This is a genomic window from Mycobacteroides sp. H001 (genome assembly GCF_001440005.1).
Taxonomy (GTDB): Bacteria; Actinomycetota; Actinomycetes; order Mycobacteriales; family Mycobacteriaceae; genus Mycobacterium; species Mycobacterium gwanakae.
The window spans coordinates 26057-48986 of record NZ_LJYH01000050.1; the positions used below are offsets into that span (position 1 = coordinate 26057).

24 protein-coding genes are annotated in these 22930 nt (G+C 66.2%); 3 read left to right on the top strand and 21 right to left on the bottom strand.

Annotation, left to right across the window (positions count from 1 at the left end):
* Positions 1 to 8 precede the first annotated feature (8 nt).
* Positions 9 to 1145: a GuaB3 family IMP dehydrogenase-related protein gene (locus AOT83_RS25240; RefSeq protein WP_030096782.1), complete on the bottom strand. Its 1137-nt coding sequence runs from the start codon at positions 1143 to 1145 to the stop codon at positions 9 to 11.
* Between the two features lie 26 nt (positions 1146 to 1171).
* Entirely contained in the window at positions 1172 to 2707 is a 1536-nt protein-coding gene (gene guaB / locus AOT83_RS25245) for an IMP dehydrogenase (protein WP_030096781.1), read from the bottom strand.
* A gap of 163 nt (positions 2708 to 2870) precedes the next feature.
* Between guaB and AOT83_RS25250 the strand changes: the two genes are divergently transcribed.
* Positions 2871 to 3275 (top strand): DUF5319 domain-containing protein, encoded by a 405-nt coding sequence (locus AOT83_RS25250; RefSeq protein ID WP_005056069.1) that lies wholly within the window; start codon positions 2871 to 2873, stop codon positions 3273 to 3275.
* Between the two features lie 16 nt (positions 3276 to 3291).
* Here the strand turns inward: AOT83_RS25250 and AOT83_RS25255 are convergent, their stop codons facing one another.
* The 3 genes from AOT83_RS25255 to AOT83_RS25265 form a co-directional block, all read right to left on the bottom strand.
* Positions 3292 to 4713: an anti-sigma-D factor RsdA gene (locus AOT83_RS25255; RefSeq protein ID WP_057965786.1), complete on the bottom strand. Its 1422-nt coding sequence runs from the start codon at positions 4711 to 4713 to the stop codon at positions 3292 to 3294.
* Positions 4706 to 5287, bottom strand: coding sequence for a sigma-70 family RNA polymerase sigma factor (locus tag AOT83_RS25260; RefSeq protein WP_044105161.1), 582 nt, complete (start codon positions 5285 to 5287; stop codon positions 4706 to 4708). The genes AOT83_RS25255 and AOT83_RS25260 overlap by 8 nt, the downstream gene beginning before the upstream one ends.
* A gap of 89 nt (positions 5288 to 5376) precedes the next feature.
* A complete protein-coding gene (locus AOT83_RS25265) occupies positions 5377 to 6204 on the bottom strand; it encodes a hypothetical protein (protein ID WP_044105306.1) in 828 nt (275 codons plus the stop codon).
* 361 nt (positions 6205 to 6565) lie between these two features.
* Here AOT83_RS25265 and AOT83_RS25270 point away from each other — a divergent pair, with 361 nt between their 5' ends.
* Positions 6566 to 6856: a WhiB family transcriptional regulator gene (locus AOT83_RS25270; protein ID WP_030096777.1), complete on the top strand. Its 291-nt coding sequence runs from the start codon at positions 6566 to 6568 to the stop codon at positions 6854 to 6856.
* A 68-nt stretch (positions 6857 to 6924) separates the two neighbouring features.
* On the opposite strand, the gene AOT83_RS25275 is transcribed toward AOT83_RS25270, so the two are convergent.
* From AOT83_RS25275 to glmS, 13 genes are all read right to left on the bottom strand, one after another.
* Positions 6925 to 7254, bottom strand: a complete 330-nt coding sequence (locus AOT83_RS25275) for a DUF4333 domain-containing protein (RefSeq protein WP_030096776.1) — start codon at positions 7252 to 7254, stop codon at positions 6925 to 6927.
* Between the two features lie 85 nt (positions 7255 to 7339).
* A complete protein-coding gene (groL, locus tag AOT83_RS25280; protein WP_057965770.1) occupies positions 7340 to 8959 on the bottom strand; it encodes a chaperonin GroEL in 1620 nt (539 codons plus the stop codon).
* Between the two features lie 106 nt (positions 8960 to 9065).
* Positions 9066 to 9365 (bottom strand): co-chaperone GroES, encoded by a 300-nt coding sequence (gene groES / locus AOT83_RS25285; RefSeq protein WP_005056050.1) that lies wholly within the window; start codon positions 9363 to 9365, stop codon positions 9066 to 9068.
* Positions 9366 to 9547: 182 nt separating this feature from the next.
* Entirely contained in the window at positions 9548 to 10018 is a 471-nt protein-coding gene (locus AOT83_RS25290; RefSeq protein WP_081343785.1) for a nuclear transport factor 2 family protein, read from the bottom strand.
* Complete coding sequence (gene tsaD / locus AOT83_RS25295) at positions 10015 to 11040, bottom strand: tRNA (adenosine(37)-N6)-threonylcarbamoyltransferase complex transferase subunit TsaD (RefSeq protein ID WP_057965771.1); 1026 nt, start codon at positions 11038 to 11040, stop codon at positions 10015 to 10017. The genes AOT83_RS25290 and tsaD overlap by 4 nt, the downstream gene beginning before the upstream one ends.
* Before the next feature lie 12 nt (positions 11041 to 11052).
* Positions 11053 to 11520, bottom strand: a complete 468-nt coding sequence (gene rimI, locus AOT83_RS25300; RefSeq protein WP_057965772.1) for a ribosomal protein S18-alanine N-acetyltransferase — start codon at positions 11518 to 11520, stop codon at positions 11053 to 11055.
* Positions 11517 to 12140 (bottom strand): tRNA (adenosine(37)-N6)-threonylcarbamoyltransferase complex dimerization subunit type 1 TsaB, encoded by a 624-nt coding sequence (tsaB, locus tag AOT83_RS25305; RefSeq protein WP_030096771.1) that lies wholly within the window; start codon positions 12138 to 12140, stop codon positions 11517 to 11519. The genes rimI and tsaB overlap by 4 nt, the downstream gene beginning before the upstream one ends.
* A complete protein-coding gene (tsaE, locus tag AOT83_RS25310) occupies positions 12137 to 12604 on the bottom strand; it encodes a tRNA (adenosine(37)-N6)-threonylcarbamoyltransferase complex ATPase subunit type 1 TsaE (RefSeq protein WP_030096770.1) in 468 nt (155 codons plus the stop codon). The genes tsaB and tsaE overlap by 4 nt, the downstream gene beginning before the upstream one ends.
* Positions 12601 to 13692 (bottom strand): alpha/beta hydrolase, encoded by a 1092-nt coding sequence (locus tag AOT83_RS25315; RefSeq protein ID WP_057965773.1) that lies wholly within the window; start codon positions 13690 to 13692, stop codon positions 12601 to 12603. Before AOT83_RS25315 ends, tsaE begins: the two co-directional genes overlap by 4 nt.
* Positions 13682 to 14875 (bottom strand): alanine racemase, encoded by a 1194-nt coding sequence (gene alr, locus AOT83_RS25320; protein ID WP_030096768.1) that lies wholly within the window; start codon positions 14873 to 14875, stop codon positions 13682 to 13684. The genes AOT83_RS25315 and alr overlap by 11 nt, the downstream gene beginning before the upstream one ends.
* A gap of 49 nt (positions 14876 to 14924) precedes the next feature.
* Complete coding sequence (locus AOT83_RS25325) at positions 14925 to 16343, bottom strand: glutamate decarboxylase (RefSeq protein WP_057965774.1); 1419 nt, start codon at positions 16341 to 16343, stop codon at positions 14925 to 14927.
* Between the two features lie 10 nt (positions 16344 to 16353).
* Positions 16354 to 17787, bottom strand: a complete 1434-nt coding sequence (locus AOT83_RS25330; RefSeq protein WP_057965775.1) for a bifunctional ADP-dependent NAD(P)H-hydrate dehydratase/NAD(P)H-hydrate epimerase — start codon at positions 17785 to 17787, stop codon at positions 16354 to 16356.
* A 118-nt stretch (positions 17788 to 17905) separates the two neighbouring features.
* On the bottom strand, positions 17906 to 19771 hold the full coding sequence (glmS, locus tag AOT83_RS25335) for a glutamine--fructose-6-phosphate transaminase (isomerizing) (protein ID WP_057965776.1): 1866 nt from the start codon (positions 19769 to 19771) through the stop codon (positions 17906 to 17908).
* A gap of 65 nt (positions 19772 to 19836) precedes the next feature.
* Here glmS and AOT83_RS25340 point away from each other — a divergent pair, with 65 nt between their 5' ends.
* Positions 19837 to 20703, top strand: coding sequence for an alpha/beta hydrolase (locus tag AOT83_RS25340; RefSeq protein ID WP_057965777.1), 867 nt, complete (start codon positions 19837 to 19839; stop codon positions 20701 to 20703).
* Here AOT83_RS25340 and AOT83_RS25345 read toward each other — a convergent pair whose 3' ends face one another.
* Genes AOT83_RS25345 through AOT83_RS25355 form a run of 3 tightly spaced genes read right to left on the bottom strand, consistent with a single transcriptional unit; the run spans position 20704 to position 22839 of the window.
* Positions 20704 to 20916 (bottom strand): hypothetical protein, encoded by a 213-nt coding sequence (locus AOT83_RS25345; RefSeq protein WP_030096763.1) that lies wholly within the window; start codon positions 20914 to 20916, stop codon positions 20704 to 20706. It abuts the gene before it with no gap.
* Entirely contained in the window at positions 20913 to 22541 is a 1629-nt protein-coding gene (locus AOT83_RS25350; RefSeq protein WP_057965778.1) for a hypothetical protein, read from the bottom strand. The genes AOT83_RS25345 and AOT83_RS25350 overlap by 4 nt, the downstream gene beginning before the upstream one ends.
* A complete protein-coding gene (locus AOT83_RS25355) occupies positions 22531 to 22839 on the bottom strand; it encodes a type VII secretion target (RefSeq protein WP_030096761.1) in 309 nt (102 codons plus the stop codon). The genes AOT83_RS25350 and AOT83_RS25355 overlap by 11 nt, the downstream gene beginning before the upstream one ends.
* Between the last annotated feature and the right edge of the window lie 91 nt (positions 22840 to 22930).

Consider the following 22930-nt stretch of genomic DNA (forward strand, 5'->3'; position numbering starts at 1 on the left):
ACACATGTCTAAGAGTTGACGGTCAGCCCGACCTTCTGAAATTCCTTCAGATCGCAGTATCCGGACTTCGCCATCGAACGACGGAGCCCACCAACAAGATTCAACGTGCCAAACGGGTCATCAGAAGGCCCGACCAGCACCTCGCTCAGCGGCGGCCGCTCCCCCACCGCCACCTGCAGCAGTGCGCCACGAGGCAGCGAGGGATGCGCGGCAGCATTCGGCCAGAACCACCCGTCGCCGGCGGCCTCCTGGGCGGCGGCCAGCGGCGTCCCCAGTACGACGGCATCGGCACCGCAGGCGATGGATTTCGCGAGGTCACCCGAGGTATGGATGTCGCCATCGGCCAGCACATGCACGTACCGGCCACCGGTCTCGTCGAGATACTCACGGCGGGCCGCGGCGGCGTCGGCGATGGCGGTGGCCATCGCGACACTGATGCCCAGCACCTCTCCGCTGGTCGTCGCACCCGCGGTCTGCCCGTACCCGACGATGACACCGGCAGCACCCGTGCGCATCAGATGCAGCGCCGTGCGGTGGTCTATAACGCCACCGGCGACGACGGGGATATCCAGCTCGGAGATAAAGGTTTTCAGGTTGAGTGGCTCGCCGTCGCGGGCCACCCGCTCGGCCGAGACGATGGTGCCGTGGATGACCAGCAGGTCGATACCGGCAGAGATCAAGTGCGGGGTCAGCAGCTGCGCATTCTGCGGGCTCACCCGCACGGCGGTGGTCACTCCGGCACCGCGGACTTCGGCGATGGCCGTCGCCAGCAGCTCGGGATCGATTGGCGCCGAATGCAACTGCTGCAACAGCCGAATCGCGGCGGAAGGCTCCGGCTCCTTCTGGGCGACCTCGACCACCTCGGCGATGCGGGCCTCGACATCGGCGTGCCGGCCCCACAATCCCTCACCGTTGATGACACCCAGCCCGCCGGCCCGCCCGAGTTCTATCGCGAATTGCGGCGAAACCAGCGCGTCGGTCGGGTGCGCCACCACCGGAATCTCGAAGCGGTAGGCATCGAGCTGCCACGCCGTCGACACGTCCTGCGAGGAACGCGTGCGGCGCGACGGGACAATGTTTACGTCATCGAGTTCATAGGTACGACGAGCTGTTCTGCCCATGCCGATTTCGACGAGGTCACGCATGTTGACTTCCTTTGCGGTGCCGACTGTTAACGCACGTAGTAGTTCGGCGCTTCGGCCGTCATGGTGATGTCATGCGGATGGCTCTCCTTGAGCCCGGCCGCGGTGATCTGTACGAACTGAGCGCGCTGCAGCTCTTCGATGCTCGACGCCCCGGTGTACCCCATGGCGGCACGCAGGCCGCCCGTCAACTGATGCATGACCGTCGACAGCGGGCCGCGGAACGGAACCCGGCCCTCGATACCCTCGGGCACCAGCTTGTCTTCGGACAACACGTCGTCCTGGAAGTAGCGGTCCTTCGAGTAGCTCCGCCCGGTGTTGCCGGCCGCACCGCGTCCCTGCATGGCCCCCATGGACCCCATGCCACGGTAGCTCTTGAACTGCTTGCCGTTGACGAAGATCAGTTCACCAGGCGACTCGGCGGTGCCCGCAAGCAGAGACCCGAGCATTGTCGTGGACGCACCGGCGGCAAGCGCCTTGGCGATATCACCCGAATACTGCATGCCGCCGTCGGCGATCACCGGAACACCGGCCAGGTGGCAGACCGCCGAGGCCTCCAGGATCGCGGTGATCTGCGGTGCACCGACGCCGGCCACCACGCGGGTGGTGCAGATGGAGCCCGGACCCACGCCGACCTTCACCGCGTCGGCGCCCGCCTCGATGAGCGCCGCCGCACCCGACCGGGTGGCGACGTTCCCGCCGACCACGTCGACGCGCTCACCCACCTCGGCCTTGAGCTTGCCGACCATGTCCAGCACCTTGCGGTTGTGCGCATGCGCCGTGTCCACGATCAGCACATCGACACCCGCGTCCACGAGCGCCATGGCCCGCGTCCAGGCGTCATCGCCCACACCGACCGCCGCGCCGACCAGAAGCCGTCCGTCGCTGTCCTTGGTGGCATTGGGATGCTGCTCGGTCTTCGCGAAATCCTTGACCGTGATGAGTCCGGTCAGACGGCCGTCACCGTCGACGATGGGAAGCTTCTCGATCTTGTTGCGCCGCAACAGCCCCAGCGCAGCGTCGGCAGTCACGCCCTGGCGCGCGGTGATCAGCGGCGGCTTGGTCATCACCTCGGCGACCGGCTTGGACAGATCGGCCTCGAACCGCATGTCCCGGTTGGTGATGATCCCCACGAGCGCGCCCTGAGGATTCACCACCGGTAGACCCGAAATACGGAATCGCGCACACAGCGCGTCGACCTCGGCCAGGGTGTTCTCGGGCGAGCAGGTCACCGGGTTGGTCACCATGCCGGCCTCGGACCGCTTGACCGTCTCGACCTGGCCGGCTTGATCCTCCAGCGACAGGTTGCGGTGCAGCACGCCCATCCCGCCGGCACGCGCCATCGCGATCGCCATCCGGGCCTCGGTCACGGTGTCCATCGCCGAGCTGACCAGCGGCACATTGAGCCTGATCCGCTTGGTCAGCTGGGACGAGGTGTCCGCGCCGTTCGGCAACACATCCGATGCCGCAGGCAGCAACAGCACATCATCGAAGGTCAGACCGAGCATGGCGACCTTGTGCGGATCGTCGCCGCCGGTGTGGACGGACCCTGCCGCAATGGTCATTCAAGCCTCCATGCCAGATAGCCGTCGTATACATCCCCAGTGCGCTATGGATGCGCAATAGAGCGGATTATGTCCATCCTATCGGCTCGCCTCGTTCTCGATATCCCCGGACATGCCCCAGGTGAGCTGGCGCGCGAACCCGCGAATTGCGTACTCTAAGAGTGTGCGCGACCACTTTCCGCCGGGATTGCCACCTGACCCCTTCGCCGACGATCCCCATGATCCGTCGGCCGCGCTCGATGCGATCGAGCCGGGCCAGCCGCTCGACCCGCAGGAGCGAATCGCGGTCGAGGAAGATCTCGCGGATCTCGCGGTCTACGAGGCACTACTCGCCCACAAAGGAATTCGAGGGCTCGTCGTTTGCTGTGACGAGTGCCAGCAGGACCACTATCACGACTGGGACATGCTCCGCGCGAATCTGCTGCAGCTGCTCGTCGACGGAACCGTCCGTCCGCACGAACCTGCCTTCGATCCCGAGCCCGAAGCCTATGTGACCTGGGATTATTGCCGCGGATACGCGGATGCCTCACTCAACGAGGCAGCGACGGACCGCGACGGATTCCGCTGATTTAGCCGCTTTCGGCTTACTCGCCGGCGCTCGTGCCCGAGCCGCCGCCGTGACTCGACGACCCACCCCCGGGATTGGCCGGCGCCACCGGCACTGAGGTCATCGGCGGCGCGTGCCGCGACGGACCGTCCGCACCCGAACCCGCGCTTCCGCCACTACCGGGGAATCCATTGATGCTTCCGGAGCCCGGGCTGTTCACAGAGCCCGGGCTGTTGATCGAGCCGGGGCTGTTGATGGGTGCCTGGAAGACCGGCACCGGGTTCTCCGGGGTGCGAGTGATCGGCGACGGCGCCTGAATCGTCGTCGGCGCGGTGATGACTGGAGTGTCGGCGGCTCCGCGTGGGGTGGTGACGATGGTCACCCCGCCAGGAGTCGTCGGGGCGGTCACGATCGACGCCGTCGACGGCACCACGGTGCTGACCGTCACGCTCGGCACCGACGTCGTCACCCCGGGGACGGACGTGGACGTCACGGGCGTCGAGGGTGCCGTCGTTGTCTCCGTCACGATGGACGGGGTCGACGTAGCCGTTGATGTCGATATCGACGGTGTCGAGGTCACCGACACCGTGGTCGAGGTCGACGTGGAGCCAGCGGAGCCGGAAGTGCTCGTCGATGTCGAACCGGGAGAGCTGGTGGTCTCCGTCGGCGCCGAGGTGGTGGCGGTCGTCTCCGACGTGGACGTGGACGGCGTCGTCGACGTGGACGTCGTGTCCGACGCAGAGGTCGATACCGACGTCGTAGAAGTCGTCGAGGCCGTGGTGGCCGCAATCACCGGCGGTGACAGCATGATTCGCGGAGTCTCGGTCGCCATCTCCGGCGGCACCGTCGCCACAGGGTCCTTGGCGTCGATCCTGACCTCCGCCTGCTGCACCCGGCTGGCCAGTTCGGCCTTCTGCTGGGCATCGCCGACCTCGTTGACACGCGCGGCGGCCACCCCGAGCTGCTGCTGCGCACCTTCCCAATCACCTTGGGAAATAAGCTTTTCCACCTGGGCGAGTTCGGTCTGCGCCGACAGCACCACAGGATCGGTGCGCACCGTCGGGCCCGCACCGAACAACGAGGTACGCAGTCCATACAACGCGTCACCGGGATGCGATTGGTAAACCGCCGCACCGAATCCGCCGAAGAGCAAGGTGACGGCGGCGGCCGAACCTACCGTGGTGGCCAGCAGCCGCGAACGGCCACCACGCTCACGCAGCGCGTTACGCGCCTGCCCCAGAGTGGGTTTGGCCGGCATCGGTTCGCGCCCAACATCCTCGCGCCACGCCGCCAACATCATCGCCACGGCGTACTCGTCGGAATCGGAAGTCGCCACCGGCAGATCTGCCGCGATGGCATCGATCATCCGGTTGGTGCGCCGCAGTGCCGCAAGGTCCTCGGGACCCTCGTTCTCCTGCCAGCCCTGGCCGCCGGGGAACCATCCGCGTCCATCAGCCACGGTGATCACCGCCCGCCCGCGTCATCTCTGCCTTCAGTCTCTGCAACGCCCGGTGCTGCGCCACCCGCACCGCGCCCGCACTACTACCCACCGCATCGGCAGTCTCTTCCGCCGACAGACCGACGACGACCCGAAGGATCAGGATCTCGCGCTGTTTCTCGGGCAACACTTCCAGCAGGGCCTGCATCCGTCGTGCCGACTCGGAGTTCAACGCCTCCTGCTCGGGCCCCGCATCGCGGTCGAACTGTTCCGGAAGGCTCTCAGCCGGATCGGACTTGTCTCGAGCCATCGCACGATGCGCATCGGCCACCTTGTGCGCGGCAATGCCGTACACAAAAGCCAGGAACGGGCGTCCCTGATCCTGATAGCGAGGCAGCGCTGCGATCACCGCGAGACACACCTCCTGCGCAACATCGTCCGCGGAGAGACCACTTCTTTCCGCAGTGCCGACCCGCGCGCGGCAATATCGCACCACGACGGGCCGGATGGCACTAAGTACCTCGGAGAGCGCGTCGCGATCGCCTTTGACGGCAGCAGCAACGACGTCGTCGAGCCCGCTCTCCGTACTTGTCATCGACTGCGCATTCCCCAGCGTTACGTGTGATGCACCGTGGTGGTGCTGTTACCTAGGACAATAGCGTTGGCTGCAGAGAGGGAACGCATTTAGTCCACCTCCTCAAGACGCCAACGGCCGCCCGCATGGGCTATCCAGGCAGCACAGTCGCGGCGAACAGCAACAAGGTCTTCACGGCGTTGCCCTGCCTCCCCGGAGGCGGGCAGACTCGCCAACATCGCCGCCAGCGCCCAGCGCAGCGGCACCAGTGCGTTCGCCGTTGCGGCCTGCAATCCGCGGGCGGCGACGGCCGCGGACTCGTCGAAATCACCAGCACTGCTGAGGGCTGCCGCGAGCACCATCATCGTCTTGACCTGGTGTCTTACCGAAGGCACGTCGAGCGCGAGACGTTCGGCGGTACGGGCGTACCGTAGCGATCGCGCACCATGGCCGGAGACCATCGCCAGCTCGGCGCGCACCCAGGCCAGCCGCAAAGGCAGGCGCCACGGCCAACGAACATCACCGTGCGCAGACAACGACTCAGCCTGATCCAGTAAAGACTGAGCAAGCGGGAACCGCGCCAGTCCCAGCGCGTCGGCCGCCAACCCGATGAGCGCATCGGATCGAGCCTCCGCATCAGCATCGGCCATCGCCAACGCTCGGCCGTCCAACCCACGCGCCTGTGCGTGCCACCCGAGCTGACGCACCAGGGATGCGCGTGTGCTCAGCGTGCGCGAGGCCAAGCCGCCGGGCCGAGACACCGCGATGGCGTTCAGCTCCGCATGCGCGGCCGCATAGCGTCCGGCTCCCCCGAGCGCCACGGCACGCAGCCAGACATCCTCGGGCGTGGCGGCGGGAGGCAGTGGCCAGATTGCTGGAAGCGGACCGAAGGCTGCGGCGGTAAGCGCGGCGGCTGCGGATGATCGGGAAGTCACCATGGGCGCGGTCACGGTACCAATTCCCCAAGAAATGGAGTTAACAGTTGATGCAGCGGATGTTAAATCCACGTCAACGGATGGCGTAAACAGTTGCCGAACGCCGCGTTAAGGAAACGGAAAACCCACGGCCAAAACAGGCTGACCACGCAGGTGAGCGAGCGTTACGTACCAACGAAGAGCAAAGACGATGAACGTGATGTTAATTCTGGACCTAATGGCGTGATGTTGCCATGATCATCGCCTATTGACTGGATTTCGACCGCGCACCTACTTTGTGTACACCGCTTGTCATCGGCGACACGTCTGGTGCTACTTCACTCACGCGCAGGTCGACTGCGCGCGCAGCGAGAGGGTTAACCACATGCCGCAGCCACAGCAATTGCCTGGGCCCAACGCAGATATTTGGGATTGGCAGATGAAGGGCCTTTGCCGAGGGGTCGATTCGTCAGTGTTCTTTCATCCCGACGGTGAACGCGGCCGCGCCCGCGCACAACGCGAGATGAAGGCCAAGGAGATGTGCCGGGCATGCCCGGTGCTGGTGCAGTGCCGCGCACATGCGCTGGCCGTCGCCGAGCCCTACGGAATCTGGGGTGGACTTTCGGAGTCCGAGCGCGAATTGATCCTGCGCCGCGGGATACGTCGCTCCGCGTAATACGTACAGCACGCGTTGGGCCCCCGCGACCAGATGGCGGCGGGGGCCCAACGTTTGCGGAGATCGACCTAGGCGGAGGAACCCGCCGACTGGTCGTCGACCTTCCAGTTGAAAGAAATCTGCGATCCCTGGACCGCGGTCGCGGTGACCGTGACGCCGATGGTTTTCCCCTCTCCGTCGACGACCGCGCACCGCTGCGTTGCACCCTTCTCACCCTTCAGCGGCCCGTCACACGAGGCACTGGTGAGCGCGACCCCGGTCTTGTCCTTGATTCCGTCCTTGAGCCCCTGCTCCAGCTTCGCCTTGGCGAGCTCAGGGGACGACGACCCCAGGCTGAAGTTCGCCTCGCAGCCCGAGAGCAACAGCCCGGCCAGGGCAACCGCCGTCAGTCGTGACATCTGAGTAGCCATCTGTTCAGTAAACCTCCGACAGACGAAAACACCCCCGGGTCCTCGTAGGCCGGGGGTGTCTTCGTAGCGCTATCTAGTGGGCGTGGCCGTGGTGGCCGTGCCCGTGATCTACTTCCTCGGCCGGCTTATCGACGATGCTGGTCTCGGTGGTCAGGATCATCCGTGCGGCGGACGCCGCGTTGATGACGGCCGAACGGGTCACCTTCACCGGATCGATGACGCCATCGGCGATCAGGTCGCCGTACTCGAGCGTGGCCGCGTTGAAGCCGTGTCCGGCGTCCAGCTCGGCCACCTTGCTCACCACGACGGCTCCGTCCAGCCCCGCATTGGCGGCGATCCAGAAGAGCGGTGCGGAGAGCGCGGCCTCGAACACGTCGACACCCTTGGCCTCGTCACCCTTGAGCTCGACACGCAAACCGTCCAACGCCGAACGAGCCTGCACCAGGGCACTACCGCCACCGGCGACGATGCCCTCCTCCACGGCGGCCTTGGCCGCCGAGACGGCGTCCTCGACACGGTGCTTGCGCTCCTTGAGTGCGGTGTCGGTGGCAGCGCCCACCTTGATCACCGCGACACCGCCGGCCAGCTTGGCCAGGCGCTCCTGCAGCTTCTCGCGGTCCCAGTCAGAGTCGGTGGTCTCGATCTCCGCCTTCAGCTGAGCGACACGCGCCTTGATGGCGTCCTCGGTGCCGCCGCCCTCGACGATGACCGTCTCGTCCTTGCTCACCACGATGCGGCGTGCGGTGCCGAGCACCTCGATGCCCGCCTCGCGCAGCGACAGACCCACATCGGGGTTGACCACCTGTGCGTTGGTGACGATCGCCAGGTCCTCCAGGAACGCCTTGCGGCGGTCGCCGAAGAAGGGCGCCTTCACCGCGACGGCCTTGAGGGTCTTGCGGATCGCGTTGACGACCAGAGTGGACAGCGGCTCACCCTCCACGTCCTCGGCCACGATCAGCAGCGGCTTACCCTCCTTGGCCACCAGCTCCAGCAGCGGCAGCAGATCGGGCAGCGAGCTGATCTTGTCGCGATGCAGCAGCACCAGCGCGTCTTCCAGGATCGCCTTCTGCTCATCGAAGTCGGTCACGAAGTACTGCGACAGGTAGCCCTTGTCGAACTGCACACCGTCGGTGATGACCAGCTCGGTGTTGATGGTCGACGATTCCTCAACGCTGACCACACCGTCGCCGCCAACCTTGGTCATGGCCTCGCCGACCAGCTCGCCGATCTCCGGATCGCGCGAGGAGACTGTGGCCACCTGGGCGATGGCGTGCTCGCCGGACACCGGTGCGGCCACCGTCAACAGACGCTCGGACACCGCGTCCGCGGCGCGGGCGATACCGGCGCCGAGCGCAATCGGGTTGGCACCAGCGGCCACATTGCGCAGACCAGCCTTGACCAGTGCCTGCGCCAGCACCGTGGCGGTGGTGGTGCCGTCACCGGCGACGTCGTTGGTCTTGGTCGCCACCGACTTGACCAGCTGGGCACCCAGGTTTTCGAAGGGGTCTTCCAGGTCGATGTCTCGGGCGATGGTGACGCCGTCGTTGGTCACGGCGGGACCGCCGAATGCCTTGGCCAGCACCACGTGCCGACCACGGGGACCGAGCGTGACCTTGACCGCGTCGGCCAGCTTGTTGACCCCGGCTTCCAGGGCGCGGCGCGCGGTCTCGTTGAATTCGATCAGCTTGCTCATGTGTTCTCTCTATTCGGCTGATTCAGCACCGACAGGAATGGGTAAAACGCGTGCCGCCCCGGAAAACGCCTGCAACGCAGGTGGTTTCCGGGGCGGTCACACGGTGTTACTTGCTAACGACAGCCAGCACGTCGCGAGCCGACAGGATCAAGTACTCCTCGCCGTTGTACTTGATCTCGGTGCCGCCGTACTTGCTGTAGATGACGACGTCACCCTCGGACACGTCCAGGGGGATCCGCTTTTCGCCATCCTCATCCCAGCGGCCGGGGCCAACTGCGACGACGGTGCCTTCTTGCGGCTTCTCCTTGGCGGTGTCCGGGATGACCAGACCGGAAGCGGTCGTGGTCTCGGCCTCATTGGCCTGTACGAGGATCTTGTCCTCGAGTGGCTTGATGTTCACGGCCACAGTGATCCCTTTCCCTCTCAGGGTGGCTCGGTGGGCCTGATGCCCATGAGCCTGGATTGTCAACAGATGCTTCGGCGGCCGGATGAGTGCCGCGCCGTCGTCGCGGGTGCCGACACGACGTCAACCGATCGCCATCTAGCACTCTATACATGAGAGTGCTAGCGCTCAAGGCTGGGTTGTCGTTACCCGCTCAGGGTCCCGGGATCCATGAGCAGGTGGGCCGACACATCACCGACCATCTCCACATCCACCCGGCGCGAGCTGAAGTACCACCCGTGCTCGTCACGGCCGAACGTATCCCGGTATCGGCCCATGACGATCGGCTGCAGCGGCAGCTGCTCGGTGGCCTGCACCACGCAAAACGTCGACCGCGCCGAGGCCGTGCGGTCGCCCCCGACCTCCACGATCGGGTTGAGCACCAGATGCCTGGTGCGCGGGGTGCCGCCGGTCTCGCGGTAGCGACGGGTGGTGGTGAAGAAGAGCTTGGTGATGGCCGAGGCGCCGGACACACTGCCCTGCTCGCCGCCGAAGGAGCCGCGGCCGAGGAGCTCCCCGACTCCGTCGAAGTCCCCCGCGTCCATCAGCTCGGCGTATCGATACAACAGATCGGTGATGGCAAGGCGGTCGGCCACGCTGTCGCTGGGGCCCGTCACCGCACCTGCCCCTTCACCACCGGCAGCCCGGGATCCGCCGCGGCCTGCAGCGAGGAGGGCTCGGCGCCCGCAGCCACCAGATGCGCCGCGAAGGAAGCGATCATCGCGCCGTTGTCGGTGCACAACCGCAGCGGTGGCACGCGAAGCGTCAGACCGGCCTCGGCACACCGCTGCTCGGCAAGTACGCGTACCCGCGAGTTGGCGGCCACACCACCGGCGATCAGCAGCGTCGAGACCCCCAGGTCGGCCGCCGCGCGCACCGCCTTCATGGTCAACACATCGGCGACCGACTCCTGAAAGCCCGCGGCGACATCGGCGGGCACAAAGTCGGGAGTTTTCTCCACATACCGCGCGACCGCCGTCTTGAGCCCCGAGAAGCTGAAACTGTGCCGGGCATCCTGCGGCCTCATCATCCCTCGCGGAAACGGGACAGCCGATGAATCTCCTTGTTGCGCAAGCTCGTCGAGCACCCTGCCGCCCGGGTACCCCAGACCGAGTAGCCGCGCGACCTTGTCATAGGCCTCACCGGCGGCATCATCCACTGTGGCACCGAGCTCCTCGATGGGCTCGGCCAGCGAGCGCACATGCAGCAGGCTGGTGTGCCCGCCCGAGACCAACAGCGCCACGCATTCGGGCAGCGGCCCGTTCTCGTAGACGTCGGCGGCAATGTGCCCGCCCAGATGGTTCACCCCATAGAAGGGCACACCCCAGGCCAATGCCAGCCCCTTGGCGGCCGATACCCCGACCAGAAGCGCACCCGCAAGACCCGGACCGATGGTCGCAGCGACCACGTCGGGCTTCTGCACGCCGGCGATGTCCAGCGCGCGCCGGGCGGTAACGCCAAGTGCCTCCAGATGCGCGCGGGAAGCGATCTCCGGCACCACCCCGCCGAAACGTGCGTGCTCGTCGACGCTGGAAGCCACCTCATCGGCCAACAACACCACCGACCCGTCGGGGGTCAGCTCGGCGATACCCACTCCGGTTTCGTCGCAGGAGCTTTCGATGGCGAGGATGACTGTCATGGCCGCACCAGCCTATTTCACAATGCCCTGCGCAGGGCGTTTCATGGTGAACGCATCGGCCCCACTGCCCGGGTAATACCGCTTGCGCACGCCGACGGTCTCGAATCCGGTGCCGTGGTACAGCGCGATCGCGGCCGCGTTGTCGGTACGCACCTCCAAGAACACCGGTCCCGGATCGCGATCCGCATGCGCGAGCAGCTTGTCCAACAGACGCCGTCCGATGCCCTGTTTCTGGTAGGCGGGATCCACGCCGATGGTGTGAATCTCGTACTCCGGTTCGTGATGTCCCAACCGGGAGATGCCGCCGTATCCCACCAGCGTGTGCCCGTCCCTGGCCGCCAGGTAGTGGATGTGAGGGGACGCGAGCTCCGCGCGAAAGGCCGACTCCGGCCACGGGTCATCACCTGCGAACAGAATCGCCTCAAGTTCGGCGCACCGACGGGTGTCGCGCCGGCGAAGAGGCTTCAGCTCGACCGTCATCGACGGGGTTCTTTGGCATCGGGGCGACGCAAATACAGCGGCGTCAGGGCACCCGGAGGCTGGCCCCAGTCGACCACCTGTACCAGCCGCGAGGGCGACGGGAACTGACGGTCAAGCACGGGGAGATCGAAAAGCACTGTGTGATCTGGTGATCCAGCCACCAAGTCGTAGCCCTGCACCGAGACGTCCGCGGGCGCGTCGACGGCCGGGCCGCCGATGCGTGTTCCGTCGCGGTAACCGGCCCAGTACACCTCGCGCCGGCGCGCGTCGGTGACGACGAGCACGCTGCCGGTGGTGTCATAGCCGATCGCGTCGAGTGTGCATACTGGATACACCGGGATATCCAGCGCCAGACCCATCGCCGCGGCAGTCGCCATCCCGACACGCAGTCCGGTGAACGGACCCGGACCGCAACCCACCACAATCGCGTCGAGTTCACCGACGACGACCCCGGCATCGGCACACGCCGCCCCGATATTCGGGGTAAGTGCCTCGGCATGCCCCTTGGCACCCATGGTGATTCGTTCGGACAAGGCCTGCACCGATCCATCCGGTGCCCGCCTCACAAGCCCCGCCGTGATCGCAGGGGTGGCGGTGTCCAGGGCAAGTATCACGCTCACGGCTTACGGCTCCAATGCCAGGTTGCGGTGCGTTCATCGGAGTCGGGTGCACGTTGCAGCCGGATATCCAGGTGATGTTCCGACAAGCGCTCCGCCAGCCCCTCGCCCCACTCCACAACGACCACCGAGTCGTCCAGGTCGGTATCGAGATCCAGCGAGTCGAGCTCGCCGAGCAGGTCGGCACCGTGATGTTCCAGCAGCCGGTAGACGTCCACATGCACCAGTGCCGGTGCACCCGGGCGCCGCGCCTCGTGGACGCGGGCCAGCACATACGACGGCGAAGTGATGGGGCCGTCGACATCCATGCCCAACGCGATTCCCTTGGTCAATGCGGTCTTTCCCGCCCCCAGCGGACCGTCGAGCACGACGACGTCGCCCGCGGCGAGGTCACGCCCGATCCGCGCCCCGAAATCCAGTGTGTCCTGCAGCGTGGGCAACGCGATGCGTCCCGACTCATCGATCACAGCCCGGTCCGATCACGCAGACGCTGTTTGATGGCAGCGAAAAGTGTTGGGGTCGAGCGCCTGACGAGACGATCGATGCCGTCGTTGACGATTCCGGGATGTTCAAGTTGCACCAGATGCCCCGATTCACGCACCAGGATCAACTCGTTGTGTCCGCTCGACCCCAATTGCGCTGCCATGGACTCCGATTGAACCAGCGGGGTGAGCATGTCGGTATCACCGCATACCACCAGGCTCGGCAGCGGCGCGATGGTCGGCAGTGCCGCCGTCTCGTCGTGCTCCTCGAGCGCCCGCAGAAAATCCACGATGGTCGTGACGGGTGTCTGATGAATCATGCGCTCACTGAACCTCACGAGCGTCGGGCTCACCCGTTGACCTCCGTACGAGGCGGCCTGCAGCACCGGACCTACGAGCGACTTGACCGCGCCGCGGCCGTGGTGAGCGGGTCGCGGCGCGTAGTGCACGGCCGTGCGCAGCACCCGCAATGCTGGATTGCGCAACCCCTCACCGATAGCGGTGTGCGAAAGACCTTCGGCCGCACTGGCGATCAACCCGACCCCGACAATCCTGCGGCCATACTGCCCGGGATGACGTCCGGCGTGGGCAAGGATGGTCATGCCGCCCATCGAATGCCCCACCAGGACAGCATTACCCCGGGGTACCAACACCCGCAGCACCGATTCGAGATCATCGCCGAGCTGACGGATGGTGCATGACTTGGGAGCCGGCAGACCCGAGCGCCCGTGTCCGCGCTGGTCATAGAAGACCATGCGGACGTTGTCTCCCCAACGGCTCGCGAGCTCGCGGCGCTGGAAATGAAAGGACGCCATCTGCAGACAGAAACCGTGTACGAACACGACGGTCAGCGGCGCGTTCGAGGGACCCACCTCCCGAACCGCCAGCGGCACACCGTCGTCGGTCATCACGATGCTGCCTCGATCGGTCTCCAAGAGGTCGAAATCCTCATCGCGGTAGGGATCATCGAACCTGCGTCTACCGATCGAGCGCGCGGTGCCGACACCGGCCACCGTCACCACCGCACCGAGCCCCGCCACGCCGGCCAGCCAGGCGTTCGACTTACTGCTCAACGGTCCTGGAATCCCGGTACGTTCGCACCACCCTGCCGCGAGGGCAGGTGACCACCTCGTAGGCGATGGTGTCGAGCAGCTCCGCCCATTCCTGCGCGGTGGGCTCCCCCGCCACACCCGAACCGAAAAGCGTTGCGACGTCGCCGGCCCGCACCCCGGCCTCGTTGTCGCCCACGTCGACCACGAACTGGTCCATGCAGACACGGCCGATGTTCGGGTACCGGCGCCCTCCGATGGCCACCTCGAAGCGGTTACCCAATCCACGGACCACGCCATCGGCGTAGCCGATCCCGATGAGCGCCGCGTTGGTATCGCGCGGGGCCGTCCATACGTGTCCGTACGACACCCCTTCACCGGCCCGTACCGGCTTCACCGACGACACAGCACACGTGAGCGACATCGCCGGAATCAGGCCGGTCTGTATCTCACCGGGCATCGGGTTGATGCCGTACAGCGCAATGCCCGCGCGCACCATGTCATATCGGACATCGGGACGAGTCAGCGTGGCCGCCGAATTCGACAGGTGTGCCACCTCATAACGCAGCCCCAGGTCACGTGCCAACCCGAGCGCCTCGTCGAACCGCCCTCTCTGCATGTCGATGGTGGGATTACCGAGCTGATCGGCGTATGCGAAATGAGACATGATGCCGCGCACCCGGATTGACTGCTCGGCCTGCGCCTTCGCCAACGCTTCGAAAAGGTCACGGGTGTACTCGGCCGGTACCCCGTTGCGATTGAGCCCGGTATCCACCTTGACGGTCGTGACCGCCTGACGCCCCGTGGACTGCGCCGCGTCAAGCAACTCGCTGAGCTGATCGAGCGAGGACACCGCGACCTGGACATCGGCTTTCAGCGCGGCGGCGTAGTCGGCGCCCGGGGCATGCAGCCAGGCGAGCAGCGGCGCGTCGATCCCACCCGCGCGGACCTGCAGCGCCTCACTGATGGTGGCGACACCGAGTTCGTCGGCCCCGGCCGCGAGCGCGGCACGCGCCACCGGCAAGGCTCCGTGCCCGTAGCCGTCGGCCTTGACGACCACCATGAGCCGGGCCTCGCCGGCGTACTCACGCAGCAACTGGACGTTGTGCGCAATGGCACCCAGGTCGACGACCGCCTGCGCGGTCGTCTCACCCGTGTTCGGCGGGAGGCCGTCCGTTGTCGTCGAAGTTGTCGTCACCGGCTCTATTGTCCCATCCGCGTCAGATCCCCGAGTCGCAGCGCTCCCGCCCGCCGTATCAGTGCGCGAACGGCTGCACCGCGTCGAAGTGCCCGTTCGGTTTCAGCTCGTCAAGCCCCTTCAACACGGTGATGAGGTCATCGCGGAGCGCACGGGCAAGATCACCTGAGAAGCCTTCGCGCACCACCACCCGCAGCACCGCAACATCGGTGACGTCCTCGGGCATCGTGTAGGCCGGCACCTGCCAGCCAAAGGCCCGCAACGAATGCGAGATGTCGAACTCCGTGTATGGGCGGTCGCCCTTGAGCCGGAACGACACCACCGGAATCGCCGAGCCGTCGGTGATCACCTCAAAGTGCTCGCTCTTGTTCAGCTCGTCGCCGAACCAGCGGGCGGTCTCCGACAAACAGCGCATCACCTGCGCGTAACCGGCCCGCCCCAATCGCAGGAAGTTGTAGTACTGCCCGACCACCTGATTACCCGGGCGGGAGAAGTTGAGGGTGAACGTCGGCATATCTCCGCCGAGGTAGTTGACCCGGAACACCAGATCTTCGGGCAGGTGCTCCTTGCTGCGCCACACCACGAAGCCGATTCCCGGATAGGTCAGGCCGTACTTGTGCCCACTGACGTTGATCGACACCACCCGGGGCAGCCGGAAATCCCAATGCAGTTCGGGATGCAGGAACGGCACCACGAATCCGCCACTGGCGGCGTCCACGTGTACCGGGACATCCGGCTTGCCGGGCGTGGCCGCCAAAGTGTCCAGCGCCGCGCAAATCTCGGCGATCGGCTCCAGCTCACCGGTGAAGGTGGTGCCCAGGATGCCCACCACTCCGATGGTGTCCTCGTCCACCGCGTCGAGCACCTGCTCGGGAGTGATGACGTACCGGTCCTTCGCCATCGGCAGATACCGCGGCTCAACGTCGAAGTACCGGCAGAACTTCTCCCACACCACCTGCACGTTGGACCCCATCACCAGGTTCGGTGTGCGGCCCTTCCAGCCGTCACCGATTTTGGCGCGCCAGCGCCACTTGAGGGCCAGCCCGGCGAGCATCACCGCCTCACTGGACCCGATGGTCGATACCCCGATCGCCGATGACGGGTCCTCGGCAGATAGATCATCGGCGTGGAACAGATCGGCCACCATGGCCACGCACCGCGACTCAATCGCGGCGGTCGCCGGGTATTCGTCCTTGTCGATCATGTTCTTGTCGAACGTCTCGGCCATCAGCTTCTCTGCCTCGGGATCCATCCAGGTCGTGACGAAGGTGGCCAGGTTGAGCCGCGAACTGCCGTCGAGCATCAGTTCGTCGTGAATGAACCGGTAAGCGGCCTGCGGATCCATCGGCTCGTCGGGGAGGCGCAGGGCCGGGATGGGCGCGGTCGACAACCGGCCGGTGTATGCGGGGCTGAAGGACGAGGCGTTGATCTTTCCGGCGTGCGCCGAAAGACTGAACTGATCGCGGGGATTCGACATAAGCCGATTCTCACCCTATTTCGGCGACCGCCCAACGTAGATGCCCAAGAAGACGGGAAGCCGAAATGGGAGCTTTACCCGGACCGGGATCTGCCGCGGCGGCAGATGCCGCGCGGGCGTGCACGTAAGCCCCCATCGCCGCAGCCTTGTCGGCGGGAACTCCGGCGGCCAGCAGCGCACCGATCACACCCGAGAGCACATCGCCCGAGCCCGCCGTCGCCGCCCATGACCCGTGCGCCTTGTTTACGTACGCGGTTCCGTCCGGCTGTGCGATGACGGTGACGTTGCCCTTGAGGAGCACCGTGGCGCCCAGCCGCAGCGCCAACGACCGCGCGGCGCCAACCCGATCGGGGCCCGGAGGTTCACCTGCGAGCCTGCGGTACTCACCGGCATGCGGGGTCAGGAGCGTGGGGGCGTCGCGCGCTGCCACGAGATCAGCCAGCTCGGGGTGCTCGGCGAGGATCGTCAGGGCGTCGGCATCGACGAGTACCGGCAGCCCGCCCGAAAGCACCCGCCGCAGGGTTCGCGTCTGGCGCTCGCCGGTTCCGTATCCCGGACCGATCACCCAGGCCTGCACCCGGCCCGCCGCCTCTTCCGTCTGAGTGGCAATCACTTCCGGCCAATGCGAAACCACCTCGGCAGCAGCCGATCCGGCGTATCGAACCATCCCGGCCGTGGCAGCCACGGCCGCACCCGCACACAAGATGGCGGCCCCCGGATAGGTGTGCGAGCCCGCCAGCACACCCGTCACGCCTTGCGTGTACTTGTCATCGGCAGGTCCGGGAATGGGCCAGGCGAGGGCCACATCGTGGGCGTCGAGTTCCCGGATCGTCGTGGCGGGCAGATCAAGCCCGATGTCGACCAACCGGACCTCGCCGCAATCACCAAGAGCATGAACGGGTTTGTAGCCACCGAACGTCACCGTGACGGCGGCCCGAAAGGCCGCTCCGTCCACTGTGCCGGTGTGCACGTCTACGCCACTGGGGATGTCCACCGCGATCACCGGAATGCCCTCGGCATTGATCTGATCGGCGATCTCGGCGGCTCCCGGCCGCAGCGGGCCGGTCCCCGAAATTCCTACGACGCCATCCAGAACGACATCGGTATCGCCGGGCACCGCGGACACCACCCGGCCGCCGGCCTTACGGAAGGAGGCGAGACCCGCACGGTGGGCCCGCTCGGGATTCAGCAGCACCGCGCTGGTTGATACTCCGCGCCGGCGCAGGAAGGTCAACGCCCACAAGGCGTCTCCCCCGTTATCTCCGGAACCGACGATCGCGCACACACGCCGCCCGACCACCACGCCGGCCCGCCGCGACAACTCGTCAGCGACGATCGTGGCCAATCCGTATGCCGCACGCCGCATCAGGGCCCCCTCGGGCAGGGCGGCCAGCAGCGGTGCCTCGGCTTCCCGAATCTGCTCGGCGCTGTAGTAGTACTTCATGAATCGTGGGCTCCCCTCGCTCCCTCTTCGCCGTCGAGGAACTGGTGGGCGTGCGATGCAGACGGTACGCCGCGGGGTCGGCGACGCAGGGTTGGCGCGCCACAGGATGCAGACGCCGCTATTCGACGGTTACCGACTTGGCCAGGTTCCGCGGTTTGTCCACGTCGTATCCCCGGGCCTGCGCCACCGCCGCGGCGAACACCTGCATCGGAATCGTGGAGAGCAACGGCTGGTACAACGTCGACACCGCCGGAATCTCGATGAGGTGGTCCGCGTACGGCCGGATCGTCTCATCGCCCTCTTCGGCGATCACGATCGTCCGCGCCCCGCGAGCCTGAATCTCACGAATGTTGCTGAGCAGCTTCGAATGCAGCAACCCCATGCCCTTGGGTGACGGCATCACCACGATGACCGGCAGCCCCTCTTCGATCAGCGCGATCGGCCCGTGCTTGAGCTCTCCGGCCGCGAATCCCTCGGCGTGCATGTATGCCAGCTCCTTGAGCTTGAGCGCACCCTCCAGCGCCACCGGATATCCGACATGGCGCCCCAGGAACAGGATGCTGGAGGACTGCGCGTACTGCCGCGCGAGATCGGCGACCGGATCCATGGCGGCGATGACGCGCTCGATCAACTCCGGCATGGCCTCCAGCTCGTGGTACTCACGAGCCACTTCGTCGGGGTATTTGGTCCCGCGAGCCTGTGCCAAGGCCAGGCCCACAATGTAATTGGCGGTCACCTGCGCCAGGAATGTCTTCGTCGCGGCGACACCGATCTCCGGCCCGGCCCGCGTGTAGAGCACCGCATCGCATTCACGGGGAATCTGCGAACCGTTGGTATTGCAGACGGCCAGCACCTTGGCCTTCTGCTCCTTGGCGTGCCGCACCGCTTCCAGGGTGTCCGCGGTCTCACCCGATTGCGAAATGGCGACGACGAGCGTGCTGCGATCCAAAACCGGGTCGCGGTAGCGGAATTCGCTCGCGAGCTCGATCTCCACGGGCAGCCGTGTCCAATGCTCGATGGCGTACTTGGCCAGCAGGCCCGAATGGAATGCCGTACCGCAGGCCACCACGAACACCTTGTCGATATCGCGCAGTTCCTGATCGGAGAGCCGCTGCTCATCGAGAATTATCCGGCCGAGGTCGAAGTGCCCCAACAAGGTGTCGGACACCGCCGCCGGCTGTTCGGCGATCTCCTTGAGCATGAAGTATTCGTAGCCGCCCTTTTCCGCGGCCGACAGGTCCCAGTCGATCGTGAAGACCCGCGCATTATCGGCGTCGTCGTTACCCGCGAAGTCGGTGATGCGATAGCCGTCCGCGGTGATCACCACAACCTGGTCCTGCCCCAGTTCGACGGCTTCCCTGGTGTATTCGATGAACGCGGCAACGTCGGACCCGAGGAACATCTCACCGTCGCCGATACCCACGACCAGCGGGGTGGACCGGCGCGCGGCCACGATCGTGCCCGGGTCGTCGGCGTGGGAGAAGACGAGGGTGAAGTGCCCCTCCAGCCGTCGCACCACAGCCTGCACCGACGCCACGAAGTCACCGGCGGTGTCTCCGGATTCGTACTGGCGCGCCACCAGATGCACGGCCACCTCGGAGTCGGTGTCGCTGCCGAACTCGACGCCCGCGGTCTCCAGCTCGGCGCGCAATGCGGGGAAGTTCTCGATGATCCCGTTATGGACCACCGCGACCTTGCCGGTCGCATCCCGATGCGGGTGAGCGTTGCGGTCGGTGGGGGCACCGTGGGTGGCCCAGCGGGTGTGCCCCATGCCGGTGGTAGCGCCGAAGGATTCTCCCGATTCCGCGATCGCGGATTCCAGGTTGGCCAGCCGGCCCGCCTTGCGCTGCACCAGCAGCCCGCCGCTGCCGTCGGCCAGCGCAACCCCCGCCGAGTCATAGCCCCGGTACTCGAGCCGCCGCAGCGCCTCGAGGACGACACCAAGGGCGTCCCGGTGGCCGACGTACCCGACGATTCCGCACATAGCCCACCAGGGTAGTTCAGTTCCCGCTGCGGTCCGCAACGACAACGATCAGCTACGGTCATGCCATGGCGAGTACCCGCACGCTATTCAAAGCCCTGACCCGTCGTGGTCCGCACAAGGTTCTGCGTGGCGACCTGGCCTTCGCCGGGGTGAGCGGCGTCGTCTACACACCGGATTCCGGCTTCAATCTGCCTGCGGTGGCGTTCGGACACGACTGGCTGACCGGTACGAACAAGTACCGAGCGACCCTGGAACATCTCGCATCCTGGGGAATCGTCGCGGCGGCCCCGGACACCGAGAAGGGATTGATCCCGTCACACCTGAATCTGGCTGCCGACTTGGCCACAACACTCGAGATCGTGACCCGGGTGCGCCTCGGCGACGGCAAGATCAGCGTGCATCCGACCAAGCTAGCGCTGGCCGGTCATGGGTTGGGGGCCTCGGCGGCGGTGTTCGCGGCCGCGCGGTCCTCAGCGCTGGTGGACAAGAAGAACCGGCCGACGGGCCCCAAGGCCGTCGTCGCGCTGTTTCCCAGCGCAACGCAGCCGCCCGTCGAGAACAGCGCCGCCGCGTTGACCATCCCCGGCCTCGTTGTGACGAGCACCGACGACGCCCAATCGCTGCGCTCGAATGCCCTGGCGCTCTCGCAGGCGTGGCCGGGTGCCGAGTTGCGGAACATCGCGAAGGCGAAGTCCAGCGGGCTACCGGAACACAGCTGGCTGCGCAGGTTTGTCGGACTCGGCGGATCGAACCGGGCAACCCAGCGCAACACTCGTGCCCTGTTGACCGGATATATGCTGTTCCAACTTGCCGGAGACAAGCGCTACCGCGACTTCGCGGACCCGGCAGCTGAACTACCGAATATCTCGCTGCCTGACGCCGCTGCGCTGGAGATCAGCCAGATCGATCGCGTGCAATCACTGCTGAGGTAGTCAGCGCCGCCACCGCTGCCAGCGGTAGATGTCGTCCTCGTCGAAGTCGGACTCGGTCATATGGATCTGCATGGGCATCTTAAGTTCCGTGACCTCGGCGGACTCGTCGAGCATCATGTCGCCGCGTGCTGCGTCGGCGTCATCCCGCAGCTGATCCAGGGTGCTCTCGAAATCCGAGACGATGCCTGCGAGGGCGTCGGTGATGTCGATCATCGCCCAGCCTTAGGCAGTTCATCGGCGGCGATTTCACACGGCGTCTCCCCGGCATCCGTCCCTGCGGCCTGAGGCTGAGCCTGCCGGCCGCTGGGCCCCACCGAGGGCACGGGTGAGGGCTGCTGCGCAGGCTCGGGGTGCTGGGCCGCGTTCGGCTGCTGTGTGTGGACCGGCGGTGGGTTTACCGGCGACATCGATCCGGCGGGCTGTGCGGCAGACAGGCCACCGGTAGACGGCGGAACCGCACCCCCCGGCGGCGTCGTGGTCCCGAGTGGCGCACCCGGGGTGGTCTGACCTGCAGGGGCCGGAGTGGCCTCCACGCCACCTGCTCCCGCCAGCTGAACGCCTGGGCCCTGCATCGGCTTGCCATCTGTGGCGAACGTCGCGCCCGCATCCGAGCGGGCCTCCTGGATCGCCGCATCCTTGGCCGCCGCCATCTTGGTGTCCGGGTCCTTCTTGTCGGCAGCCTCGTCGGCCTTCCCGTCGATCTTGTCCTCGGGCTTCTCGTCGCCCGCATCGCCGCCCTGTCCCAACTGGTCGAACGGGATGCTGGAGAGGCCCTCCGTGATGGCGGTGACAATGCCACTGGCCGCCTGGCCGATGGATCCGAGCGCACCCGTCATGGCCCCGGTCAACCCGCTGACAATCTGGCTCGGGTCCATGCCCTGCTGCCCTTGCCCCTGGCCGGCACCCTGCTGGCCGCCGCCAGCCATCTGCCCGCCCTGATTGCCCATCGCGGAGGCCGGGGTCGCCGTGCCCTGCATCCCGCCGCCCGCGCCGCCGCCGGCGGACCCGTTGGCGGCGCTGCTCTGGCCACCCCCGGCAGCATCTGGCTCCTGCTTGCCGCCCTTGTTTTTATCCCTGTCCCTGTCCGTGGAGTTCTGCGGGGACTCGGTGTCCGAGTCGTACTCCGGTCCGAGCTGGCCGGGCGGGTTCTTGAACTCCGCGGGCAGCTCCTGCTTCAGCGCACTGGTGAACGTGTCGTACGCCTCGCCGCCCTTGCCCCATGCCGCCTTCATGGCGGGAAGCCATTTGCCCTCGATGTTCTGCTGGACGTGCGGGCCGATCTTCGTGGCGTTGGTCTCGTCGGCCACCGACCTGTCGCCGGTACCGGTCTTGTAGGTGGCGACGGCACTGTCAAAGGACGCACGATCGGTCACCAACCCATCGACCATGGTCGATGCCTGCTTCTTGAGATCGACGATGGTCCACAGCGTTTCGCGTAACCCGTCAAGACCTGTGGATACCTGCCCGAATTCCTTGGTCACCGCATCGGCGGTGGAGTTGTGCGTTCGCAGGAACTGATTCGCAGCCTCCGAGCCTTTGCCTTCCCACATGCCCATGAGCTGCTGCAGCTGTCCGTGTTGACGTTCGGCGGCGGACTTCATGGTGGTCACCGCGCTCTTGAACAGCTCAAGATCCGCACCGAGCTTGTTCAGGTCCATGCCGGCGTCCATGTCGTACCAATCGAACAGCTGGCCCTCGTTGGCGGTGAGGTCCGGGTTGGTGATCGTGACCGGCGACTTACCGTTTCCCCGGATCGCGGTGGTCGTGTAGTTCTGCGAGTTCGCGATCGCCTGGATGCCCTCGCTGCGCAGCGACTCGATGTCGTACTTACCGGCCATTGGCTGCAGCCACCCTTGCCTTGTTCTTGGCATCCCGATCGGCATAACGCTGCGCGGTCGCACGGAGTTGTTCGGCGATCGCGGTGTTGGTGCGCTGCCAGTTCTCGAGGTGAGTGACCACCTCGCGCAGCCCATCCCTGACCGCGTCGCCCTTGGCCGTGTGCCACCGTCCGGCCGATGCCCCACCGAAAGACAACCCACGCAGCTGCTGAATGGCTTTTTGCAGCTCTTCTGCCACGCTGTCGAACTCCCCAGCGACCCCCCGGACACCAGCGACGTTGATCGAGGTTTCTCCCATATTGACTACGACGGGTGCATGCCACTTCCGGTTCCATCTTTTTTCACCGATCTGTGGATCACGCGTCTTCCCGTTCAACCGCTTGGTCGGG

Coding starts and splice junctions, on each gene's coding strand:
- AOT83_RS25240 (WP_030096782.1), bottom strand. CDS start 1,145: ATGCGTGACCTCGTCGAAATCGGCATGGGCAGAACAGCTCGTCGTACC.
- AOT83_RS25355 (WP_030096761.1), bottom strand. CDS start 22,839: ATGGGAGAAACCTCGATCAACGTCGCTGGTGTCCGGGGGGTCGCTGGG.
- guaB (WP_030096781.1), bottom strand. CDS start 2,707: ATGACCATTGCGGCAGGGTCCGTCCACACCGGCGGCGACGATCCGCAC.
- AOT83_RS25345 (WP_030096763.1), bottom strand. CDS start 20,916: ATGATCGACATCACCGACGCCCTCGCAGGCATCGTCTCGGATTTCGAG.
- glmS (WP_057965776.1), bottom strand. CDS start 19,771: ATGTGCGGAATCGTCGGGTACGTCGGCCACCGGGACGCCCTTGGTGTC.
- AOT83_RS25265 (WP_044105306.1), bottom strand. CDS start 6,204: ATGGTGACTTCCCGATCATCCGCAGCCGCCGCGCTTACCGCCGCAGCC.
- AOT83_RS25260 (WP_044105161.1), bottom strand. CDS start 5,287: ATGACAAGTACGGAGAGCGGGCTCGACGACGTCGTTGCTGCTGCCGTC.
- rimI (WP_057965772.1), bottom strand. CDS start 11,520: ATGACGGTCGAGCTGAAGCCTCTTCGCCGGCGCGACACCCGTCGGTGC.
- AOT83_RS25270 (WP_030096777.1), top strand. CDS start 6,566: ATGCCGCAGCCACAGCAATTGCCTGGGCCCAACGCAGATATTTGGGAT.
- AOT83_RS25340 (WP_057965777.1), top strand. CDS start 19,837: ATGGCGAGTACCCGCACGCTATTCAAAGCCCTGACCCGTCGTGGTCCG.
- AOT83_RS25350 (WP_057965778.1), bottom strand. CDS start 22,541: ATGGCCGGTAAGTACGACATCGAGTCGCTGCGCAGCGAGGGCATCCAG.
- tsaD (WP_057965771.1), bottom strand. CDS start 11,040: ATGACAGTCATCCTCGCCATCGAAAGCTCCTGCGACGAAACCGGAGTG.
- AOT83_RS25330 (WP_057965775.1), bottom strand. CDS start 17,787: ATGAAGTACTACTACAGCGCCGAGCAGATTCGGGAAGCCGAGGCACCG.
- AOT83_RS25275 (WP_030096776.1), bottom strand. CDS start 7,254: ATGTCACGACTGACGGCGGTTGCCCTGGCCGGGCTGTTGCTCTCGGGC.
- AOT83_RS25325 (WP_057965774.1), bottom strand. CDS start 16,343: ATGTCGAATCCCCGCGATCAGTTCAGTCTTTCGGCGCACGCCGGAAAG.
- groL (WP_057965770.1), bottom strand. CDS start 8,959: ATGAGCAAGCTGATCGAATTCAACGAGACCGCGCGCCGCGCCCTGGAA.